Below are 22041 nucleotides of genomic sequence, written 5' to 3' on the forward strand. Positions count from 1 at the left end.
CATCCGGCCGCGTCAGCCGACTGGCTCCGCGCTGCGCGCGTGGCTCGCTCCCTTTCGGTGCTCACCCTCGTGTGGCTGGCGGTGGAGAGCACGCTCGGCCTGGCCGCGGGCCTGGGGGCGCATTCGGTGGCGCTGATCGGCTGGGGGCTGTCGGCTCTCGTGGAGGCGGCGGCGAGCCTGATCGTGGTGTGGCGGTTCACCGGCTCGCGCACGCTGTCGCCGAGCGCGGAGCGCCGGGCGGGGCGGGCGGTCGCGGTGAGCTTCTGGCTGCTGGCGCCCTATCTGGTCATCCACGTCGCCCACGATCTCGACGCCGGCCACCGGGCCGTGCCGAGCGCGCTCGGCATCGTGGTGACCGCGGTCAGCCTGGCCAGCATGCCGGTGCTGGGATTGGTCAAGCGGCGGCTCGGCCGGCGGCTCGGGTCCCCCGCGACCTCGGGGGAAGGCACCCAGAACCTCATCTGCGCCGCGATGGCCGCGGGCGTCCTGACGGGATTGTGGCTGAACACGCTCGGCTGGTGGTGGGTCGATCCGGTGGTGGCGTTGGCTCTGGCGGCGGTCGCCACGAGGGAGGGAACTCGGGCCTGGCGCGGTCACTCATGCTGCCATTGACCGTCACACCAGGTAATCGTCGCACCAAACGGGCTGTTTTGCCACAGTAAGCGCACCGAGTATCGTTCCGGAAGTATTGCGGAGCATCTCCCGCTAGGGTCTCCGAAAGGTCCCGACACACCGAAGAGGACATCGTGGGGCGACACCGCACAGACGAGCTCGACGGCGGCTACCAAGCTCAGGAACCGACTCCCCGTAAGCGTGGGAACGGTGGTGGCCGCGGCAAGGTGTTCGTCCCGCTCGCCGGGGCGGTCGCGCTCGCTGTGCTGCTGGGCGTCGCGGCGTTCGTGATCTTCAACCGCGACCACGACTGCTCGAACGGCAAGTTGCCGCTGCGCGTCGTCGCGAGTCCGGACATCCAGCCCGCGCTGAACAAGATCGCCGGCAACTACAACAAGGCCATGCACTCGATCGACAGCCGCTGCGTCGAGGTGACGGTGGCCAAGGAGGCCGCGGCGCGGACCGCGAACGCGCTGGCCGCCGGCAAGATCAACGCTGATCTGTGGGTGGCCGACTCCAGCCTCCTCGTGTCCCGGCTCCGCGGCCAGGCCGCGGGTGCCGCCCTGCCGGAGTCCACCGGCTCGATCGCCACCTCGCCGGTCGTGCTGGTGGCCGCCAAGGCCGCGGCGGCCAAGCTGGCCAGCAGCCTCCAGCCGAGCTGGGCGGGCGTCATCGCGGCGGCGAACGTCGCCAATCCGGACGGACCCGGCAAGAAGGTCCGCGTCCTGGCCCTCGACCCGCAGAAGAACTCGGCCGGGATGGCCGCGCTCCTGGCCGCCGCCGGCTCGGCCCAGCAGGCCGGTCAGAGCAAGGCGCTGGTGGGCGCGCTCAAGGAGTTGTCGGGCCAGCTCGTCGCCGACCCGACCGCGCTACTGGCCAGCCTGACCGTGAAGTCCGGGAGCAAGGTCCCGATCGGCGTCACGTCCGAGCAGACCATCTACCTGCACAACACGAAAAAGCCTGACAACCCGGTGGTGCCGCTCTACCCGGCCGAAGGCACGCTCAGCCTCGACTACCCGCTCGTGATCGTCACCAAGGACGCAGCGGCGCAGAAGGCCGCCGCGGCGTTCCAGCAGGAGCTCGGCACCGAGTCGGCCCACCGGACGCTGCGCGAGCAGGGCTTCCGTACGCCCGACGGCAAGGCCGGCGACGCCCTGTCCAAGGACAAGGGCTTCACCCCCGCCAAACCCGCGGCGCTGCCCGCCCCGGATGACAAGACGGTGGTGAGCATGGCGCAGACCTGGTCCCGGTTGAACCTCGGCACCCGCCTGCTCACCCTGCTCGACGTCTCCGGCACGATGGCGCTGCCCGTCCCCGGCACGAAGATGACCCGCATGCAGGCCATCGGCAAGATCGCCGTCGAGGGGCTCGGGCTGTTCCCCGCCGACGCGGAGATCGGGGTGTGGGCGTTCTCCACCCACCTCGACGGGCAGGGCAAGGACTGGCGCGAGGTGGTCTCGGTCGGGCCGCTCAGCGAAAGCGTCAACGGCGTGCTCCGCAAGGACGCCCTGGGCAGGCAGCTGGGGTCCGCCCAGGCCAAGGCCACGGGTGACACGGGGCTGAACGACACGCTCAAGGCCGCCTACGCGGAGATGACGAAGTCGTACCAGGAAGACAAGATCAACACGATCGTGATCCTCACCGACGGCGCCGGCAACGACGATCCGGACGGCGGGATCAACAACAAGCAGATCCTGAACTATCTCAAGAAGACGTATAACCCCAAGCGCCCGGTCAGCATCCTCCTCATCGCCTTCGGCCCGGACGCTCCCAAGGGCAAGCAGCAGATGGACGCGCTGGCGCAGGCGACCGGTGGCGAGGCTTACATCGCCAAGAACGTGCTGCAGGTGCGCGACTTCTTCCTCCAGGGCATGCAGCGCCGCCTCTGCTCGCCGCGCTGCGATGGCTGACCCCATTAGTCACATCTGACACGGTTTTCCCAGCTCATGCCAGTTGGGCATGGACTGACCCGCTGTGGTAACCCCGCTCGAGTGGGGAGGCGTCCTACCCGCCGTGAGGGCTTCCGCCCTCGACCAGCGGGGAGGAAACGTGTCTGGATGGCCGGCTGTTGACCGCGGTGACGATCAGCAGGTGGTCGACGCGCTTCGGATGGGTGCCGTCGAAGGCGCGGCCAAGCTCTATGACGCTTATGCCGAGCGGTTGCACGACTACGCGTGCTCTCTTACCGGGGAGCGCGACGCCGCGGCCGATTCCGTCCATGACGCGCTCGTCACCGCGCACGGGTGCGTCTCACGGTTGAAGGAGACCGGCCGGCTGCGACCCTGGTTGTACGCGCTGACCAGGTTCCAGGCGGCCGCCCGGCTGGCCCACAGGAGCGGCTCGGCCAAGACCGGCAGCGTGCCGTTGCCGGTCTTCGACGAGCCGGCGGATCCCGAACTCGCCGCGCTGGTGCACGAGGCGCTCGGGGAGCTCCGCGGGAACGAGCGCGAGGTCCTGGAGCTGTCGCTACGTCACGGGCTCACCCCGGCCGAGGTCGGGGCGGTGCTCGGCTTGACCTCCCGCCAGGCCGCCGCCCGGCTCGGCCGGGCCCGTGATCATCTGGAGAACGCCGCCGCCGCCGTGATCCTGGCCAGGACCGGACGGGCGCATTGCCCGGATCTGTCGGCGATGCTGGACTCGTGGGAAGGGCCGCTCACCCCGTTGCTGCGGCGGCGGTTGTCGGGACACATCTCAGGGTGCGAGGTGTGTACCGAGGGGCGGCACCGGCAGGTGGCGGCCACCCGGCTGCTCGACATGGTGCCGGTGGCCTATCCCCCCATCTCGCTGCGCCGCAGGGTGGTCGACACCTGCGTCAACCCGGAGCGGGACCAGACCCGGACGCTGATCACCGACCGGGGCGACAGCTTCGACCGCACGGGATTTCCGGTGGCGGTCGAGCGGCGCTCGCGCCGCCGCAGGCCGCGCCGCCTCGGGCCGGTGCTGCTGGCCGGCGCGGCGGTGCTCGCGGCGACCGGCGCCATGGTCGCGATGAACGGCGGGGACTCCGCCAAGACCGCGCTGCGCGTGGCCCCCGCCCCCTCGGCCTCCCCCTCAACCTCGCCTGACGACGCCTCCCCTGACGACCTGACCGGCACCACGCCGGAGCCCGCGCCGGAGGACGACACCACCCCCACGCCCGATCCGTCTCCCACGTCGTCCCACAGCGGTGTGCCGAGCACGAGACCCGCCGCCACCACCACCAAGCCCGCGGCCGCCCCGACCGCCACTCGCCGGCAGACCGTACGCGGCGCCCGGTTCGCCGCCTCCTGCCCTGACGGTGTCGAGGACGCGGCGAAGATCGGGCTGAGCGCGCGCAACGCCACCGTCGCCTGGCGGGCGACCGCGTCGGCGGGTCTGCAGGTGTACCCCGCGAACGGGTCGATCAAGGCGGGGGGCTCGCTGGCGATCTGGGTCACGATCGACGACCCCGGCACCGGTGGCAGTGGCTCGGTGTCCTTCAGCTCCAACGGTGGCGGCGCCACATGCTCGCTGTCGTGGCACGGCGGCACGCAGCAGACCCCGGCGCCGCCCACGGACCAGCCGACGAGCGGTCCCGAGCCGAGCGAGACGCCCAGCGGGCCGACGCAGAGCACATCTGTGGACAGCTTCCAGGTGGATCCGCCCCACGACTCCTGACGGGTGACATGGTTACCCGGGATGACATTCCGCCTGATAAGGCAGAGAAATTCTGACCCCGGCCGTCAAATGGGCCTCCCCCACGCCAGTGGCCGCTGAGCCCGGAGTACACTTACGTGACAAGTGGGGATAAAACGGACCATAGCTCGAAGATCTTGCCGCAAGTAGGGCATCCTTGTGGTTTGGGGACCGCAACGGAGGCCGGAGTATGACCGTGTGTTCAAAAACACACGAAGAATATCTGCCTGCCGGTAAACCGGAGCGCGTCGCCAAGCGTCGGCATTGACGTGTCCAGGGGTGCATTGGTCCCATGAAATGCGATCAGTCGCGCCTTTACCCAGCTAGGCCCCAGGAGAGAAGACAAGTAGATGCTCAAGCACCGCAGAGCGCTGACGTGGCTCCTCGCGCTCGCCTGCATCGCGGGAGCGGTGATCGCGCTGTTCGACATCCAGACACCGCTGCGCCCGCTCCTCATCTCTCTTTTCCTTCTGGTGGTGCCAGGAGCCGCAGTCGTAGGACTGTTGCGTGATCGTGACCCGCTTGCCGCACTATCAGTAGGAGCTGCGGCAAGTCTCGTGCTTAACGTGCTCCTCGCCCAAGCCATGCTGCAGTTCAACGCATGGTCGCCTCGGGCCGGTGTGGCAACGGTCGCCGTGCTCGGAGGCTTCATGTACGTGCTTCGCGTGTTGTACCGGGGGAAGAACATGCAGACCGAACAGGGGGCCAGGGCAAGGTGAACATCACAGTGGTTCGCCCCGGAGATCTCGGAGAATCCGAACGGGCCAGGTGGCGCGCGCTTCAGAAGGCCGACCCGAGCCTGGACAATCCCTTCCTCTCCGTCGAGTTCGCCCTGGCCATGGACCGCCTGCGGGATCGGGTGCGGGTCGCGGTCATCCAGGACGAGAGCGGCATCGCCGGCTTCTTTCCCTACGAGCGCCACAGCTTCGGCATCGGCAAGCCGCTCGGCGGCTTCCTCACCACCTGCCATGGTCTGATCTCGGTCCCGGGCCTGAAGTTAGAGGCTCGCGCGCTGCTGAGGGCCTGCAAGCTCAGCGTCTTCGACTTCGACCACCTGGTCGCGGGGCAGCCGACGTTCGCGCCTTACGAGAGCGACGTGCGCCCGGCGCCGGTCATGGACTTCACCCAGGGCTTCGACGCCTGGCTCCAGCAGGTGAAGACCAACTCCCCCAAGAACCTGAAGACCGTGCGCTACAAGGAGCGCAAGTTCGGCAGGGAGCACGGTGGGCTGCGCTTCGCATGGGCTTCGGCCGATCCGGAGGAACTGCGCACCCTGCTCGCGTGGAAGTCCGACCAGTACAGACGGACGGGCCGGGTCGACCGGTTCGCCCAGCCCTGGATCGTCGAGCTGATCGACCTGATGTTCGCCGAGAAGTCGGCTGACTTCTCGGGTGTCCTGACCATGCTGTACGCGGGAGACGTGCCAGTCGCCGGCCATTTTGGACTGCGCACGGCCACCACGCTCGTCGGGTGGTTCCCCGCTTACGACACCGAGTTCGCCCGGTACTCACCGGGCATCGTGCACCACCTGCAAATGGCAGAGGCCGCCGCGGCGGCCGGGTTGCACATGGTGGACATGGGCAAGGGCGGCAAGGAATACAAGGACTGGCTCAAGAGTGGGGAGCTGTACGTCGCCGAGGGCCGGGTCTCCAGACCCTCCGCGTCGGCGGCCGTGCACTGGATGGGCAGAACTCCTTTCAACAAAGCCCGAACAATTGTCATGGACCGGCCGTCTCTCTATAGGGCAGCCGACAAAGTCCTGAAGGGTTTCGGTCGGGTGCGCAGCTCTTTGCACCAGGAGTCATCCAACGCAGTCGTCAAGGAACCAACGGGAGCGCGCTAGCGCCCCCACCCGTACCACCAGCAAGCCCCGCACAACCCTCGCTCCCAGTGGACCCTTCATGCGCCGTTCGCAGCACCGCCATTCCTCCTGCACCCGGGAGTGGCTGCGTTCGGCCAGTGTGCTGGGTCTCGGAAGGAATTCCCTCACCATGAGTCCCGACATCACCAAGCACAACGGCAAGGTGCAGATCGCGCCGCTGCGATCGATGCCACCTATTGAGCGTTTCACCCCGGTCACCCCTCACCTGGCCATCTCTCCCACGGTGAGCGTCGTGGTCCCGGCCATGAACGAGGCGGACAACCTGCCCCACGTCTTCGCCACGCTGCCCCAGTGGATCGACGAGATCATCCTGGTCGACGGCAACTCCGTCGACGACACTGTGGCGGTGGCCAGACGTCTGCGGCCCAACCTGAAGGTGGTCACCCAGACCGGCAAGGGCAAGGGTGACGCCTTGGCCGCCGGCTTCGCCGCGGCCAGCGGCGACATCATCGTGATGATCGACGCCGACGGCTCCACCGACGGCCACGAGATCATCACGTTCGTCGGTGCGCTGGTCACCGGCGCCGACTTCGTCAAGGGCTCCCGCTACGCCGCCGGTGGCGGCAGCGACGACCTGACCGTCGGCCGCCGGTTGGGCAACAAGGTCCTCACCGGCATAGTCAATCTGATGTACGGCACCCAGTACACCGACTTGTGCTACGGCTACAACGCCTTCTGGGCCCGCCACCTCGAGGTGCTCGACCTCGATTGCGACGGTTTCGAGGTGGAGACGCTGCTGAACGTCCGCGCCGCCAAGGCCGGATTGAAGGTGCACGAGGTGCCGAGCCACGAGCACAACCGGATCCACGGCGAGAGCAACCTGCGCGTCGTGCGTGACGGCATGCGTGTGCTGAAGACCATCCTGCGAGAGTGGCGCCGCCAGCCCGCACCTCCGCTGCCCAAGCCAGCCACTGCTCCGGCCGCGGACCGGGGTGTCGCGTAAGAAGGTCCGTTGTGAAGACGTCTGTTGTCATCTGCGTATACACCGACGAGCGGTGGGAGGACATCAGGCAAGCCGTCGAGTCGGTCGAGAATCAGCGGCGCCGGCCCTACGAGCTGATCCTGGTCGTGGACTACAACCCGGACCTGCACCTGAAGCTCAAGCGTGCTTACCCACAGGCCATTGTGGTGGAGAACACGCACGAGAAGGGGCTGTCCGGCGGCAAGAACACCGGCGTGGCCACGGCCACCGGTGACATCGTCGCGTACCTCGACGACGACGCGGTCGCCGATCCCGGCTGGCTGGAGGCTTTGGAGGAGGGCTTCCAGGAACCGGGTGTCGTCGGCGTGGGCGGTCGCACCGAGCCACTGTGGGCGTCCCAGCGCCGGCCGCGCTGGTTCCCCTACGAGTTCGACTGGACGGTCGGCTGCTCTTACCGCGGCATGCCCGCGGTAAGAGCGCCGATCCGCAACGTGATGGGCGGCAACGCCGCCTTCCTGCGCGAGGTCGTCTCCGAGGTGGGCGGTTTCCACAGCGGCATCGGGCGCAGCGTGCAGGGCCGTAAGAGCCGGCCGCTGGGCTGCGAGGAGACCGAGTTCTGCATCAGGCTGAGCCAGCGCAAGCCCGGCTCGGTCATGCTGTTCGAGCCGCGCGCGCTGATCGGGCACAAGGTGTCGCACCAGCGCGAGCGGTTCGCCTACTTCAGATCCAGGTGCTACGCGGAAGGACTGTCCAAGGCCCTGGTGACGCAGGAGGTGGGCACCCAGGACGGGCTGGCCAGCGAGCGGGCGCACGCGCTGAAGACGCTGCCGCTCGGCGCTCTGCGGGGCGTCGGCGAGGCCTTCCGGGGCGACGTCGGCGGGCTCGGCCGGGCCGCCGCGATCGTGGTCGGCCTGGCCTGGACCACCTGGGGTTACCTGATCGGCTCCGCACGACTGAAGGCAGTGCGCTGATGATCCGCGTACCGATATTGATGTACCACTCTGTCGCCGACGACCCGAACGAGGAGACGCTCCCTCACTCGGTACGGCCGTCGGACCTGGACGAGCAGCTCGCCTACCTGTCGGAGAGCGGGTTCACCCCGCTCACACTGGGCGATCTGGTGGCCTCACTGAACAAGAACAACGGCAGGTGCATGCCGGACAAACCCATCGTCCTGACCTTCGACGACGGCTACGCCGACTTCCACAGCCGCGCGCTGCCGCTGCTCGACCGCTACAAGTTCCCGGCCACGGTCTTCCTGACCAGTGGCTGGGTGGCGGACGCCGGCGACGACGCCGCCGGCCGGCCACTGGACGACATGCTCACCTGGGGCCAGGCCCGCGAGACCGCCCAGGCCGGCATGGAGATCGGCGGCCACAGCCACAGCCACCCGCAGCTCGATCAGCTCCACATCGACGAGCTGCGCCAGGAGCTGCGTAAGAACAAGGGCCTGCTGGAGGAGAAGATCGGCGCACCGGTCGCCACCATGGCCTACCCCTACGGCTACTCCAGCGCCCGGGTGCGCCGCGAGGTGCGCAAGGCCGGCTACTTCGCCGCCTGCGCGGTGAACAACTCGATCGCCGCCGACCGTCACGACATGCTGGCCATCCCCCGGCTGACCGTGGCGCGGCACACCTCCATCAGCATGTTCAAGCGCGCCGTCGAGGGCACCGGCGTGCCCCTGATCTACCTGAAGGAGCGGGTCCTCACCAAGGGCTACGCGATCGTCAGGCGCACGAGGTACGGCCTGCAGCGGGTGCGTGGAAATGTCTAGCCTCTGGGGGAGGGTGCTGCGCGACCTTCGTAACCCCCTGTTCCGCAACGGCTACGCGCTGATGGCCAACACGGCGATCACCGCGACGCTCGGCATGGGCTACTGGCTGCTGGCCGCCCACTTCTACACGCCCGAGGAGTTCGGCCGGGGCCAGGCGATGATCACCGCGATGCGGCTGTTCGCGTCGCTGACCGCGCTGGGCCTGGTGGGCGCGCTCTCCCGCTTCCTCCCGCTGGCGGGCCGCCGCATCCCCGAGCTCATCCTGCGGGGGTACGGCCTGGCGGCGGCGACCGGCGGCGTGGCGGCACTCGGCTTCCTGCTGACCCTGCCGCTGTGGGGGCGGACCTACTCGGTGCTCGGCGCGTTCGGGCCCGGCCTGTTCTTCCTCGGCTCGGTGCTGGTCTGGTCGGTGTTCACGTTGCAGGACGTGGTGCTGACCGGACTGCGCAACGCCACCTGGGTGCCGCTCAACAACCTGGTCTTCGGCCTGGCCAAGATGGGGTTGCTGGTCGCGATGGCCGGCGCGCTGCCCGACGGCGGCATCTTCACCTCCTGGATGGTGCCGACGGCGCTCGCGCTGATCCCGGTCAACTGGCTGATCTTCGGCGTCATCGTCCCCCGGCACATGAAGCGGACCGAGACCGTCCAGGAGCCGCCGCGGCTGCGCCAGATCGGCCGGTTCCTGGCCGGCGACTTCCCCGGCACGCTGTCGATCCTGGCCATCGTCTATCTCGTGCCCACCGTCGTCGCGACCCGGGTGGACGAGGCCACGTTCGGGCGCTTCTCGATGGCGCACACGCTGGCCAGCATGATCGAACTGCTGGCCATGAACATGGCCGTGTCGCTGACCGTCGAGGGCTCCTTCGACCGGTCGCAACTGGCCGAGAACTGCCGCCGGGCGCTGCAGCGAGCCTTCATGATCATCGTACCGATCATCGTCGTGGTGATCGCGGGCGCGCCGCTCATCCTGAGCGTCTTCGGGGAGGGCTTCGCGGCGGAGGGTACGACGCTGCTGCGGCTCATGGCGCTGGCCGTGCTGCCCCGAGTACTGATCGAGGTCTATCTGAGCGTGCTGCGGGCGCGGAGTGACGCGCGGCAGCTGGCCTTCGTGCAGATCGGGCTCGCGGTGCTCGTTCTCGTGGCGATCCTGGCGCTCTTCCCGTTCGCCGGAGTCAACGCCGTTGGGTACGGCTTGTTGCTCAGCGAGACTTTGATGGCACTTTTGATCTTCAAATCTCTTCGCAAAATACTCATTCTTGGCGATACACGGCGGACTCCCGTCACTCAGGGGTCGTCCGGGGCCGCATGATGGTCAACGTGAGGCAACGCGACGGCGATGGCAGGACAACGGGGGTCACGGGCTCCTCCGAGCACGTGGGCGACTCCACGGACGGCACCGAGGCAGAGGGGGGAACGGGCGTGCCCTTCGATCCGGACGCCACGGGCGTCATCCCCCGGCTGTCAGTCCCGGCCACCCCCGCGCCGGACGCCGCCGCGGACGTCGCCGATGGTGACGACGACGGTGATGACGAGGCGGAGACGGGCACCCTGCCCGCCATCCGACTGCCCGCCACCCTCCATATCGGCACGCCGCCGAAAGCCCCCGAGGAGACCGAGAACCCGAAGGAGCCCAAGGGCTCGCAAAAGCCCAAGGCCCTGAAGGAGTCCAAGGCCGCGAAGGAGCCGAAGGGCGCCAAGGGTCCGGGCGCGGACGATGCGGCGTCCGCCGAGGATGACGACGCGGCGGGGACCGTACCGACGAAGGTGGCGGCCGCCCCGGCCGCGAGTCTGACCGTGGACGCTCCGCCGACCCCCGCGAAAGCGCCCGCCGAGACTCCCGCCACAACCCCCGCCAAGGCTCCCACCGCAACCCCCGCCGAGACTCCCGCCACAACGCCCGCCAAGACCTCGGCCAAGGCACCCGCCGCCGCCAAACCCGCCGCTACCAAGCCCGCCTCCGCCAAACAGGACCCCGCCAAGGCGAAGGGCCTGGGCGAGCGGCTGCGGCGGTTGGGGCGCAGCGCGCCCATGTGGCTCCCGGCGCTGCTCACGGTCGAGGGCCTGATCATGTACGTCCTCGCCCTGCGCGTGGCCCCGGGCCCGCTGCGCGGCGTGAACCCGGCCGACATCAACGGCCTCGGCCTGATCGCCGCCCTCCCGGCCAGCGCGTTCGCCGCGATCCTGATCATGCTGGTGTCGTTCTTCGTCACCGTCGCCCAGAGCACGGACCGCAAGTTCCTGTTGCTGTTCCAGATCGCCGTCATCACCTTCGCCCTGCACGGCGCCGGTTCGCTGGTGGCCAGCGAGCCCAGGTTCCCCACGGCCTACATCCACGCGGGCTTCGTCGACTTCATCGGCCGCACCGGCGAGACCGCGATCAACATCGACGCCCGCATGGGCTGGCCGGGCTACTTCGCGCTGTTCGCCTTCGTGACGAAGGCCGCCGGCATCAGCGACATGACCACGATCCTCCAGTGGACGCCGCTGCTGACGAACCTGCTGTACCTGCTGCCGTTCGTGCTGATCCTGCGCCAGGTGGTGGCCACCACGCGGGCGCGCTGGTACGCGGCGCTGCTGTTCGTGCTGGTGCAGTGGATCGGGCAGGACTACTTCTCGCCGCAGGGCTTCACCTTCGCGCTCTATCTGGCCTTCGTCGCGATCCTGTTGCGCTGGTTCGGGCGGGTGGAGCCGCGTACCAAGCCGATCGCGCCGAAGGGGCTGCGTAAGCTGCTCGGCCGTCTCGACGCGATGACGCCGGGCGAGATCGCCAACACCGGCACGTTCCGGGCCGACCGGCTGCTGATGCTGCTGATGCTGCTCGCGCTGTTCTTCGCGGCGACGGCCTCGCACCAGATCACGCCGTTCATGATGCTCGGCGTGGTGACGGCCTTCCTCATCTTCAAGCGGACCAAGCTGACCTGGGCGCTGCCGTTCTTCCTCGGCCTGGCCGTGCTGGCCTGGATCAGCTACGAGACCGTGGGCTTCTGGGCGGGCCAGATCGACGCGATCTTCGGCGGCCTGGGCCGGATTCTGACCAACCTGCAGCGCAACACCGGCGACCGCATCGCGGGTAGCGACCCGGCGCACGCGCTGGTGCTGCAGGCGCGGCTGGGCATCCTGGTCGTGATCCTCGCCCTGGCGGCGACCGGCCTGCTCAGGCGGCTGCGGCGCGGGGTGGTCGACCGGGCGGCGCTGATCCTGCTCTGCGTGCCGGTGCTGGCGCTGGGGCTGCAGAGCTACGGCGGTGAGATCGGGCTGCGCATCTACATGTTCGCGCTGCCCGGCGCCTGCCTCCTGGCCGCGTACGCGTTCTTCCCGAACCTGCCCGCCGACAGCGCGGACGTGCGCGAAGAGACCGTGCCCATGCGCAAGCGGAATGTCCGCTTCAACCCCGAGCTGACCAGGAAGCTGTCGGTCGTGCTCGCGGCCTGCTTCGCGGTGGTGTTCGCGGGGGCGTTCCTGATCGCCCGCTACGGCAACGAGAAGTTCGAGCGGGTGACGACCGGCGAGGTCGCCGCGATGCACTACATCTACGCGCACGACAAGCCGAGCGCCAAGGTCCTCTACCTGACGGCCAAGGAGGGCCCGGAGGTCACGCCGACGCTGCCGTGGGGCGAGAAGGACATCGAACTGGTCAACTTCAACGGCCAGGCGCTCGTCTACCAGGATCCGACGAACATCGCCAAGGCGGTCGCGACGCTCAAGGCGAGCCCGCGCAACACCTATCTCGCCGTCAGCACCGGTCAGATCGCCTACCTGCAGCTCAATGAGGGCTTCCCGGCAGACTGGGGTGCCAGGTTCAGGGCAGCGCTGGACGCCTCGCCGGACGTGAAGCGGGTCTACGCCAACAAGGACGCCGCTCTATACACCTGGAAGAAGTTCGTCAAGGGCACCGAGATCCCGGAGCCCCTCCCGTACATAGGACGCGGCGACCCCACCTCGCCCTGGACGCCGGTCGGCCTCGCGGCACTGGCTCTGACCTGGGTGACCCTGTTCGGCTACGAGGTGATCCGGCTCAACGGGCCGAACCGGGCGGTCAAGGCGCGCCGGCGGTTGCTGTGGGTGGCCATCCCGGCATTCGCCGTGGCCGTAGGCGTGATCATCGAGCGATTTATCTATATCGCATCAAATACCTAGATTCACAGGAAACCCTCAGGTTTTGCGGAATGATGTTCGCTGATGAGGACACATCCCGCCATTTCGCCTGGGCGATCCATGGTTACACGCATCACCTCGGTCGATGCCCTGCGCGGCTTCTCGCTGCTCGGCATCCTCGTCGTGAACATCGCCTTCCTGGCCTCCGGCTACCGGATGGCCGGAATGGCGGAGCCCGCGTTCACCTCGCCGCTCGACTGGGCGGTGCGGTGGACCGTGACCCTGTTCATGGAGAACAAGTTCTACTTATTGTTCTCCTTCCTGTTCGGCTACAGCTTCACGCTGCAGGTCGACTCGGCCGTCCGGCGGGGCAAGGCGTTCGTGCCGATGTTCCTGCGCCGCCTGGCCGGGCTGTTCCTGCTCGGGCTGGCCCACGCGGTGCTGCTGTTCCCGGGTGACATCCTCACCACCTACGCCGCGGTCGGCCTGGCCCTGCTGCTGCTCCGCAAGATCTCGCCCAGGACCGCGGTCATGCTCGCGATCGCCCTGACCTCCATGCTGGCCCTGGGCTTCGTGCTGCTGGCCGTCCTCGCGATGGTGGGTCTGGACACGGCCGGGACGGTCTCGCACGGGGTGGTGGAGGCGGTGCACTCCGACTCGGCGCTGCGCGGCTCGGGTATCCAGATCATCGACGAGCACCTGCGCAAGCTCTCCCTCATCGTCGTGCTGCGCGTGCTCTTCCAGGGTCCTGCCGTACTGGCCGCCTGCCTGATCGGCCTGGCGGTCGGCAAGCTGGGCGTGCTGCGCGACGTGTCCGCGCACACGGCCACGCTCCGCAGGCTGCAGTGGCTCGGGTTCACCGTCGGGCTGGGCGGCGCGTTCGTCTACACGCTGTCGGCCTGGCACGGCAGCGTGAACAAGTTCCTCGGCGAGGCCGTGGACCTGGTCACGGCTCCCCTGCTCGCCGCCGCCTACGCGGCGACGTTCCTGCGGCTGCTGCCGCACCTGCCGCGCATCGGGCGGGCGCTGGCGGCGCCGGGCCGGATGGCGCTGTCCAACTATCTGGGGCAGTCGCTCATCTGCTCACTGATCTTCACGGGGTACGGCCTGGCGCTCGTGGACCGCGTCAGCCCGCCGGTGGAAATGGTGATCGCGCTGGTCGTCTTCGTCGGGCAGGTCTTCCTCAGCCATTGGTGGCTCCGCGCGCACCGGTACGGGCCGGTGGAATGGCTGCTGCGCGCCGTGACGTACTGGAGCCGGCCGGGCGGCCGGGGCGCGCATCAGAAGTCGGCGCGCGCCTGAGGCCCTCGATAGGGCAGCGTCCGGCTGTAGACCAGATTGGTGGTGGTGCTGCCGAACTGGGCGAGCTCGTCGACGACCCGTTCGAGATGGGCCATGGAGGCCGCGGCCACCTTCAGCAGGTAGCAGTCGTCTCCGGTGGTGCGCAGGCATTCGAGGATCTCGGAACGCTCGCCGAGCAGCCGATGCAGCGGCTCGTGCCTGCTCCCGGGATACTTCAGCCGCACCACGGCGAGCACGGCGTACCCGACCTTCTCCAGATCGACCTCGGCTCGGTAACCGGTGATGACGCCGACCGCCTCCAGCCGCTTGACCCGCTCGGTCGTCGCGGAGGGGCTGAGGCTGACCCGCCGCCCCAGCTCGGTGAGCGCGACGCGCCCGTCTCTCTGGAGCTCGGCGATGATCGCCCAGTCCGTGGCGTCAAGGCTCTCGGTCATCGGCCCAAAATACCGGCAATTCCCCGGCCAATCGTCTCGTACGCAGAGAGAACTCCCTTCCTACCGCCATGACCCATTGGCTAGCCTGCACGGGTGCGAATAGGCGTGAATGTCCCGAACTTCGGACCAGGCACCAGTCCCGACGTGCTGCGCGGCTGGGCGCGGACGGTGGAGGGCCTCGGCTTCGACCTGCTGATGGTCTCTGACCACGTGGCGGTGACACCCGACGTGGCCCAGCAGTACCCGGCACCGTTCTACGAGCCCTTCACCACGCTGTCCTGGCTGGCGGGCAGCACCGAGCGGATCAGGCTGGGGACCACGGTGCTGATCATGCCGTACCGGCATCCGCTGCTCGTGGCCCGGATGGCCGCCAACCTCAACGACCTCAGCGGCGGCCGGCTGGTCCTCGGCGTGGGCGTGGGGTGGGCGCGGCAGGAGTTCGAGGCGCTCGGCGTGCCGTTCCACCGGCGCGGGGCGCTGACCGACGACTACCTCGACGCGCTGCGCGCCGCCTGGGCGGACGGCGCGGACTACCGCGGCGGGCCGGTGCCGATCTGGATCGGCGGCAACAGCGACGCCGGGCTTCGCCGCGCGGTGCGGCTCGGCGAGACCTGGCACCCGCTGCGCAACACCCTGCCCTGGCTGCGCGAGGCGTTCGGCCGCCTCAAATCCCTTGCCGACGAGCAGGGCCGCCCGGTGCCCGCCCAGGCGCCCCGCATCGTCCTCAGGCTCACCACGTCCCCGATCACCGACCCCGATCGGCTCGCCGGTGAGGGCACGATCGAGCAGATCGTGGACGATCTCGAACAGCTACGCCTTCTCGGCTCGGACACCGTCGTCCTCGACCCCTTCGGCGGCGACCCACAGGAGACATGTCACCCCGAGGTGGCCTGGCACGCCCTCGCGGCCGTGGCGGCCTCCTGGGACCTTCACGCGAATCACCTATGAACGGAGCGACCATGACACACGACGACGAGCAGTTCCTGCGCCAGGCCATCGGGCTGGCCGCCAAGGCGCGCGCGGCGGGCAACCCGCCCTTCGGGTCGCTCCTGGTGGGGCCGGACGGCAGTGTGCTCGCCGAGGACGTCAACACCTCCATCAGCGACGCCGACATCACCGCGCACCCCGAGCTGAAGCTGGCCCGCTGGGCGGCCCGTGAGCTCAGCCCCGAGGCCGCGGCGGCCACCGTCATGTACACCAGTTGCCAGCCCTGCGGCATGTGCACGGGCGCCATCGAGCGGTCGGGGCTCGGGCGGGTGGTGTTCGCGTTGTCCACCGAGCAGCTCGGCGGGCTCAAGCCACCCGCCGGGAGCACCGGGGCGCGACTCGACGGACCGGCTCTGTACGACGAGGCGCGGGCACCGGTCGAGGGCTACTACGTCTAGCGCTCATATTCACCAACAAACTCCGTAAAGTCCCGCAAACCGCACTGTCGTCCGTCAGGATGATCAAGGGATACCTCTGGAAGGAGCGATAGTGCGGTTAAGACTGTTCACGGCGGCACTGGCTGGTGCCGCGCTGGTGACCCAGCTCGCCGGAGTGGCATCAGCCCAGTCAGCCCCGTCAGGCCCTTCGACCGCGATCGACTGGGCGGAATGTGGCACCACGTACAAGGGCGAGTGCGCGACCATCAAGGTGCCGATGGACTACGCCAAGCCCAAGGGCGCGACGATCGACCTGGCCATCGGCCGGTTGAAGGCGCTCGACCCGGCCAAGCGGCAGGGCGTGTTGTTCGTGCACCCGGGCGGTCCCGGTGGGTCCGGCCTCAACGCGTACATCATGGGCCGCGGCATCCCCGACGACAGCCCGCTGCGCCAGTACTTCGACATCGTCAGCGTGGACCCCCGCGGCGTCGGCCGCAGCACGCCCATCCTGTGCGGTGAGGACGTGGTCAACGAGACCCCGTTCACCTATCCGGCCAACGAGGCGGAGTATCAGAACTGGCTGGCCTTCAACGCCAAGCTGTCGAAGGACTGCCGCGAGCGCACGGGCCCGCTGTTCGACCACGTCGGCACCACCAACGTGGTGCGCGACGTGGACTCGATCCGCGCGGCGCTCGGCGAGCGCCAGATCAGCTTCTTCGCCATCTCGTACGGCACGCAGGTCGGCCAGCAGTACGCCGAGATGTTCCCCAAGAACCTGCGCGCGATGGCCATCGACTCCAACATGGACCACAGCATCACCTCGGCCTACCAGTACATGAAGACCACCACCGAGGACCTCGAAGGCTCCTACCAGGCGTTCGCGAAGTGGTGCGGCGAGACGGCGGCCTGCGCGCTGCACGGCCAGGACGCCACGGCGGTCCTGGACGACCTGCTGGCCAAGGCCAGGGCCGGCACCCTGAAAGACCCGGAGACCGGAGCCGTGATCTCGGACGAGGAGCTCCGGATCGAGGTGTTCGAGCCGATGTACCGGCCGTGGACCGGCTTCTTCCCGCTGGCCGAGCGGCTGAAGGCGCTGGCGGCCGGCCAGGCGGCCGAGCAGGCCGCGGACAAGCCGGTGGCGTCGGAATCGGCGGAGGCGAAGACGACGGCCAGGGCCTCGGCCGAGGCTTCGACGTCGGCCGCCGAGGGCGTCAACTACGCCTACCCGGCCATCTGGTGCTCCGACTGGAAGTGGAACGTCAGCGGCTTCGCCGAACTCGACGCCTACAAGCGCCGCCTCAAGGCCATCGCCCCGCACACCGAGCTCTCCCCGTTCTGGACCGACGTCATGACCTGCCTCAACTGGCAGGGCAAGACGTCCAACCCGCAGCACCGCCTCAGGATCAGCGGCACCCCGCCGATCCTGGTCGTCAAGGCGAAGGATGACGTGGCCACCCCGGCGGCCTGGAACTACGCCGCCGCCCGGCAGATCCCGCGCTCGGTCGTCCTGGAGTACGACGGCGTCGGCCACGGCCAGTTCCGCAACAGCACCTGCGCGCGCGACTACATCGAGAAGTACCTGATCAACCGCACCATGCCCGCGGCGGGAACGCACTGCGCCACGCAGTTCCCGACGGAACCGCCCGCGACGGCACTGTCCCCGCAGGACTCCCCGCTGTCCATCACGGGCCGCCCGATCCACTGACGACGAGCTGACCGGTGGTGTGTCCTCTGAGGAGTCAGGGGACACACCACTTCGGCGGTCCTAGCCGATTCCCCTGAGGTAGCCGGGCGAGAACTCGACCGGCAGGGTGGTCAGGGCGCGCAGCCGGAAGGACGGCCGCCAGACGAGCTGCTCGGCGGGCACCGCCAGCGCCATGTCCGGGAGCCGGTCCAGCAGCACCTCGACGGCCGTGTAGGCGATGACCTCGGCGAGCTCCGGCGCCGGGTGCGGGCAGCCGTGCTCGCCGTGGCCGAAGGACATGTGCGCGTGGTTCCCGGCGGAGCCGCCGTAGGAGTCCGGCCGTACCTGCGGGTCGGCGTTCGCGGCGGCGAGGCCGACGACGAGCGCGTCGCCGGCCCGGATGCGCTGCCCGCCCAGCTGGGTGTCATGAACCGCCCAGCGGCCCAGGCTGTTCTGGGCGGGCGACTCCTCCCACATGACCTCGTTGAGCGCCTGGCCGGCACTGCGGCGGCCGCCCGACAGGGTGACGGCGAACCGTTCGTCGGTCAGCATCAACCGCAGGGTGTTGCCGATCCAGTTGGCGGTCGGTTCCTGGCCCCCGCTCATCAACACGACCAGATCCTGGACGAGCTCTTCGTCAGTGAGGCCCGCGGGGTGGGCCAGCAGGCGTGAGGGCAGGTCCGGGCCGGGGCGCTCGCGCTTGGTGTCGAGCAGCCGCTTCATGGTGGCCTGGACTCGCTGATGCGCCTCCACGACGCCCGGGCCGGTGTTCAGCAACTCGGTCACGTCCGCCACCAGCTGTGGCGTCTCGGCGTCGGGCAGGCCGAACAGCGTGGAGATGGACAGCAGCGGCATCGGCTGGGAGTACTGCGCGATCAGGTCGGCCCGGCCGTGGCCGGTGAACGCGTCGATCAGGCCGTCGGCGGCCCTCTCGGTCCGGGTTCTCAGCTCGAACTGGTCGACGGCGGCGAGGGCGTCGCTGAGGGCACCGGCCCGCCGCTGATGCTCGGCGCCTTCGGTGAACAGAATGGACGGCTGGTAGCCGACGAACGCCATCAGCGGCCAGTCCGGCGGGATGCGATCCCAGGCGTTCCACCGGCGGGAGTCGCGGGCGAAGAGCTGCGGATTGCTCAGGACGTAGCGCAGCTCGCGGTAGCCGATCACCAGCCAGGCGGGAATATCGCCCTCGAGCAGGACCGGGACGACCGGCCCGTGCAGCTTGCGCATGTCCCGGTACAGCTGCTCCGGATCGCGCTGGAACTGGGGGCCGTACATCCGGACAGGCTCGGGTGTGTGGTGGACGTTGGTCATCGGGTAACCCCCTGGGCGGAGGACATCGCGTGGAGGTGATTGACGAGCGCGATCAGCACGGCCTTGCTCGAGTCACGTTGACGGGCGTCACAGTCGATCAGCGGAACCTCCTCGGACAGGTCCAGCGCCTCCCGGATCCGCTCCAGGGGATGCTTCGGCTCGTCGAAGTTGTTGCGCGCGACGATGAACGGCATTCCGTGGTGTTCGAGCCGGTCGATGGCGTACCAGGAGTCGGCCAGGCGGCGGGCGTCCACCAGGACGACCGCTCCCAGCGTCCCGGAGAACAGCCGGTCCCACAGGAACCAGAACCGGTCCTGGCCGGGCGCCCCGAACAGGTAGAGCACCATCTGCTCGTTCAGGCTGATGCGGCCGAAGTCGAAGGCCACCGTGGTCGTGGTCTTGGTCTGTACGCCGCTCGCGTCGTCGATCCCCATGCCTGCCTGGGTCATCGTCTCTTCGGTGCTCAGCGGCCGGATCTCGCTGACCGAGCGGACCATGGTCGTCTTGCCCACGCCGAACCCGCCGACGATCACGATCTTGAGGCCGGTGGTCATCGTGCTCTGTAGCGGTGTACGGGCCGATGGGTCAGAGGTTCTGAAGTCCAACAAGCACCTGCTCTAGGATTTCGGGATCGGGCAGTTGCGCCCTGGCCGGAGCCTTGGGCGGATGGCGGGCGGTGATGCGTCCGGTGTCCAGCAGGTCGCACAGCAGGATCCGTACGACGCTGACGGGCAGTCTCAGCTCCGAGGAGATCTCCACGACCGCCATCGGCTGGCGGCACATCTGGAGGATCCTGACGTGCTCGGACTGCATGCCGGGGGTGGGATCGCATTCGCTCACGATCAGCGTGACCACGTCCATGGCACTCTCGTCCGCGCGACTACGTCCCCCGGTGACCGTGTAGAGCCGGTCCGGGTTCTCGCTGGCCACTCGCCGCGAGATCATAGCGATCGGCTGCTCTGCTGAGGTTCGCGCGGCGGAGCGGTCAGATACTCCCCGATCTGCTCGACCAGTTCGTTCATGTTGTGACCGATGATGCCGGGGTCGGCGTCATCACTCGCCACGACGGCGAGATGGGCGCCTTCTCCCGCTTCCACGATGAACAGCAGCCCGCCGTGGAACTCCGTCATCGACTGACGCAGCCCGCCGGAACCGTCGCCGAACTCCATCGACGCCCCGTGGGCCAGGCTCTGGATGCCCGAGGCGATGGCGGCCAGTTGGTCGGCCCGGTCCACCGACAGCCCGTGGGTGTGGGAGAGCTTGAGGCCGTCCTTCGACAGCACCAAGACGTGCCGGGTCTGCGGTGTCCTCTCCAGGAGGTTCTCCAGCAGCCAGGCGAGGTCGCGGTCTGAGGTTCTCATCGAGATTCTGGGACGGTCATCCGGCGGCGCCGGACGAGCAGCCCTCCCTCCAATCTGTAAGTTGGTCACCGGGTGTCGTCTTTCGGGCCTTCTGCCGCTGGGCCCTCTGCTTGCGGGTGTTCCACTTCCTGACCAGCCGCGCCGGCGCCGGCGCCGGTCCCACGGCTGGCCTGGCGGAAAGCGCTGAATCTCGCTCCGGCCTCGGAGAGGGACGACCTGGGCCGCGCCGCCGGAGCCTGCTCGGGCACGGGGGCCGTGGACGTCGCCGCCGCGAGCGTCTGGCCGCGCCGGCGCCTGGGCAACTCGCCATCGGCGACGGTCTCGGCCTGCGCCGGGAGCGGGGCCGAGGTGGCCCGGCGGGCGGCCGGGACGCTCGGCTGACGCGGGGCCTCCACCTGGGGGGCCGGCGCGGGCTGGGTGACCAGTTTCTGCGGGATCATGACCACCACTCCGGTGCCCCCGCGTGAGGACGGCCTGAAGGAGACGGTCAGACCGTGCTTGCGGGCCAGGCAGCCCACGACCGCCAGGCCCAGGCGCGTACCGGACAGCGTCGTCAGGTCCAGGGGCTCGGACGAGACGGCCTGCCGCGCGCGGTTCAGCGCCACGGCGCTCATGACCAGACCGCAGTCCTCGATGGTGATCACGATGCCCGTGCTCACCTCTTCGACGTACACGTGCACCTCCTCGGAGGGAGGCGAGAAGCTGGTGGCGTTGTCCATCAGCTCCGCGAGGGCGTGCATGACGCCTTCGGCGGCGTGCCCGGCGATCGCGACGGTGCTGGCCGAGTGCACCCGAACCCGCTGGTAGGCGCTGATGCGGCCCACCGCGCCGCGCATGATGCTCTCCATCACGATCGGCTTGGTCCAGCGCCGCCCGGAACGCGCGCCGGTCAGCACGGCGATGCTGTCGGCCAGCCGGCCCGCCTGGGCGGTGCTGTGGTCCAGCCTCAGCAGGTCCCCGAGGACCTTCTCGTCATGCCGGTCCTCCATCTCCCGGAGGTCGGCCAGCATGCTGGTCGCCAGTGCCTGAACCCGGCCGGCGGCGTTGGCGCAGGCCGACATCGCGGCCGCGCGCATCCGGTCTCCCCTGCCGACCTCCTGCGCCAGTGTCCACAGGATGCGTTGCTGAGCCAGGTCGGCGGGCCTGGGCACCTCGGACAACGCGGTGTCGACCGAGGCCCCGTCACGCAACCTCTTCACCAGCGCGGGCAGCGTGTGGTCGGCCAGCTGGGCGAGGTCCGCTTCCCTCATGGCGAGCCGCTCGCGCAGCAGGCTCGCCTGCTGCCGGCCGTACAAGCCATAGGTGATCGCGGCGCACAGCAGCAGGGCGGCTATGCCCAGGCACCAGGCCACGAGCGTGCGCCCCGCGACCGGCGCCTCGGCCACGGCCCATACGCACGCGACGCCGGCCACTACGGCGACGCCAAGCGGTACGAGCAGGGCCCGACGGTGAACAGGTATATGAGTTGCTGACATCAAGCGGTTCCTCGTCGGAGGTCAGAAACATACGGCCTGGAAGTCTTGATCGGATTGTAGTGGAATCTTCGCTTTGCGTGGGCACTTGGTCACCAATTGCGGCCATTGTCCCCCACCCATGCCGAAAAAGTGATCTCTTTGAGCATGGGCGCCGAATCTGACAACAGATCT

The 22041-nt window shown here is 68.9% G+C and carries 20 protein-coding genes; 14 read left to right on the forward strand and 6 right to left on the reverse strand.

Translation table 11 applies throughout. The features are described from left to right. Window positions 1–39: 39 nt before the first annotated feature. The 11 genes from AB0B61_RS05090 (at window position 40) to AB0B61_RS05140 (ending at window position 14241) form a co-directional block, all read left to right on the forward strand. Window positions 40–612, forward strand: a complete 573-nt coding sequence (locus AB0B61_RS05090) for a cation transporter (protein ID WP_358428184.1) — start codon at window positions 40–42, stop codon at window positions 610–612. A 134-nt stretch (window positions 613–746) separates the two neighbouring features. Further along, complete coding sequence (locus tag AB0B61_RS05095) at window positions 747–2522, forward strand: substrate-binding domain-containing protein (protein WP_358428187.1); 1776 nt, start codon at window positions 747–749, stop codon at window positions 2520–2522. Window positions 2523–2661: 139 nt separating this feature from the next. Then, the gene (locus tag AB0B61_RS05100; protein ID WP_358428190.1) at window positions 2662–4248 is read left to right on the forward strand and encodes a sigma-70 family RNA polymerase sigma factor; all 1587 of its coding nucleotides are present in this window, start codon (window positions 2662–2664) and stop codon (window positions 4246–4248) included. A 368-nt stretch (window positions 4249–4616) separates the two neighbouring features. After that, window positions 4617–4985, forward strand: a complete 369-nt coding sequence (locus AB0B61_RS05105) for a hypothetical protein (protein WP_357644170.1) — start codon at window positions 4617–4619, stop codon at window positions 4983–4985. Window positions 4986–4993: 8 nt separating this feature from the next. After that, window positions 4994–6109: a GNAT family N-acetyltransferase gene (locus AB0B61_RS05110; protein ID WP_358428193.1), complete on the forward strand. Its 1116-nt coding sequence runs from the start codon at window positions 4994–4996 to the stop codon at window positions 6107–6109. Between the two features lie 148 nt (window positions 6110–6257). After that, window positions 6258–7091 carry a glycosyltransferase family 2 protein gene (locus tag AB0B61_RS05115; RefSeq protein WP_358428196.1) on the forward strand — a complete coding sequence of 278 codons (834 nt, stop codon included), beginning with the start codon at window positions 6258–6260 and terminating at the stop codon, window positions 7089–7091. Window positions 7092–7102: 11 nt separating this feature from the next. Further along, window positions 7103–8041, forward strand: a complete 939-nt coding sequence (locus tag AB0B61_RS05120; protein ID WP_358428199.1) for a glycosyltransferase family 2 protein — start codon at window positions 7103–7105, stop codon at window positions 8039–8041. After that, window positions 8041–8844, forward strand: coding sequence for a polysaccharide deacetylase family protein (locus tag AB0B61_RS05125; RefSeq protein ID WP_357956016.1), 804 nt, complete (start codon window positions 8041–8043; stop codon window positions 8842–8844). Before AB0B61_RS05120 ends, AB0B61_RS05125 begins: the two co-directional genes overlap by 1 nt. Next, the gene (locus tag AB0B61_RS05130) at window positions 8837–10153 is read left to right on the forward strand and encodes a hypothetical protein (protein ID WP_358428202.1); all 1317 of its coding nucleotides are present in this window, start codon (window positions 8837–8839) and stop codon (window positions 10151–10153) included. The genes AB0B61_RS05125 and AB0B61_RS05130 overlap by 8 nt, the downstream gene beginning before the upstream one ends. An 8-nt stretch (window positions 10154–10161) precedes the next feature. After that, window positions 10162–12981: a hypothetical protein gene (locus AB0B61_RS05135; RefSeq protein ID WP_358428205.1), complete on the forward strand. Its 2820-nt coding sequence runs from the start codon at window positions 10162–10164 to the stop codon at window positions 12979–12981. A 78-nt stretch (window positions 12982–13059) separates the two neighbouring features. Next, window positions 13060–14241 carry a DUF418 domain-containing protein gene (locus tag AB0B61_RS05140; protein WP_358428208.1) on the forward strand — a complete coding sequence of 394 codons (1182 nt, stop codon included), beginning with the start codon at window positions 13060–13062 and terminating at the stop codon, window positions 14239–14241. On the opposite strand, the gene AB0B61_RS05145 is transcribed toward AB0B61_RS05140, so the two are convergent. Then, window positions 14220–14675, reverse strand: a complete 456-nt coding sequence (locus tag AB0B61_RS05145; protein WP_358428211.1) for an Lrp/AsnC family transcriptional regulator — start codon at window positions 14673–14675, stop codon at window positions 14220–14222. The genes AB0B61_RS05140 and AB0B61_RS05145 overlap by 22 nt on opposite strands. A 93-nt stretch (window positions 14676–14768) precedes the next feature. On the opposite strand from AB0B61_RS05145, the gene AB0B61_RS05150 reads away from it, so the two are divergent. The 3 genes from AB0B61_RS05150 to AB0B61_RS05160 all read left to right on the forward strand — a co-directional run bounded on the left by AB0B61_RS05150 (window position 14769) and on the right by AB0B61_RS05160 (window position 17744). Continuing rightward, entirely contained in the window at window positions 14769–15623 is an 855-nt protein-coding gene (locus AB0B61_RS05150) for an LLM class flavin-dependent oxidoreductase (protein ID WP_358428214.1), read from the forward strand. Between the two features lie 11 nt (window positions 15624–15634). Beyond that, a complete protein-coding gene (locus tag AB0B61_RS05155) occupies window positions 15635–16060 on the forward strand; it encodes a nucleoside deaminase (protein ID WP_358428217.1) in 426 nt (141 codons plus the stop codon). Window positions 16061–16151: 91 nt separating this feature from the next. Then, complete coding sequence (locus AB0B61_RS05160; protein ID WP_358428220.1) at window positions 16152–17744, forward strand: alpha/beta hydrolase; 1593 nt, start codon at window positions 16152–16154, stop codon at window positions 17742–17744. A 60-nt stretch (window positions 17745–17804) separates the two neighbouring features. Here the strand turns inward: AB0B61_RS05160 and AB0B61_RS05165 are convergent, their stop codons facing one another. The 5 genes from AB0B61_RS05165 to AB0B61_RS05185 form a co-directional block, all read right to left on the reverse strand. Continuing rightward, a complete protein-coding gene (locus AB0B61_RS05165) occupies window positions 17805–19034 on the reverse strand; it encodes a cytochrome P450 (protein ID WP_358428223.1) in 1230 nt (409 codons plus the stop codon). Next, window positions 19031–19588: an ATP/GTP-binding protein gene (locus AB0B61_RS05170; protein ID WP_358428226.1), complete on the reverse strand. Its 558-nt coding sequence runs from the start codon at window positions 19586–19588 to the stop codon at window positions 19031–19033. Before AB0B61_RS05170 ends, AB0B61_RS05165 begins: the two co-directional genes overlap by 4 nt. 31 nt (window positions 19589–19619) lie before the next feature. Further along, window positions 19620–19979 carry a DUF742 domain-containing protein gene (locus AB0B61_RS05175; RefSeq protein ID WP_357644144.1) on the reverse strand — a complete coding sequence of 120 codons (360 nt, stop codon included), beginning with the start codon at window positions 19977–19979 and terminating at the stop codon, window positions 19620–19622. Further along, complete coding sequence (locus AB0B61_RS05180; RefSeq protein WP_225292333.1) at window positions 19976–20395, reverse strand: roadblock/LC7 domain-containing protein; 420 nt, start codon at window positions 20393–20395, stop codon at window positions 19976–19978. The genes AB0B61_RS05175 and AB0B61_RS05180 overlap by 4 nt, the downstream gene beginning before the upstream one ends. Before the next feature lie 65 nt (window positions 20396–20460). Then, complete coding sequence (locus tag AB0B61_RS05185; protein WP_358428229.1) at window positions 20461–21807, reverse strand: ATP-binding protein; 1347 nt, start codon at window positions 21805–21807, stop codon at window positions 20461–20463. Between the last annotated feature and the right edge of the window lie 234 nt (window positions 21808–22041).

This window comes from Nonomuraea sp. NPDC049158 (genome assembly GCF_040648335.1).
Classification (GTDB): domain Bacteria; phylum Actinomycetota; class Actinomycetes; order Streptosporangiales; family Streptosporangiaceae; genus Nonomuraea.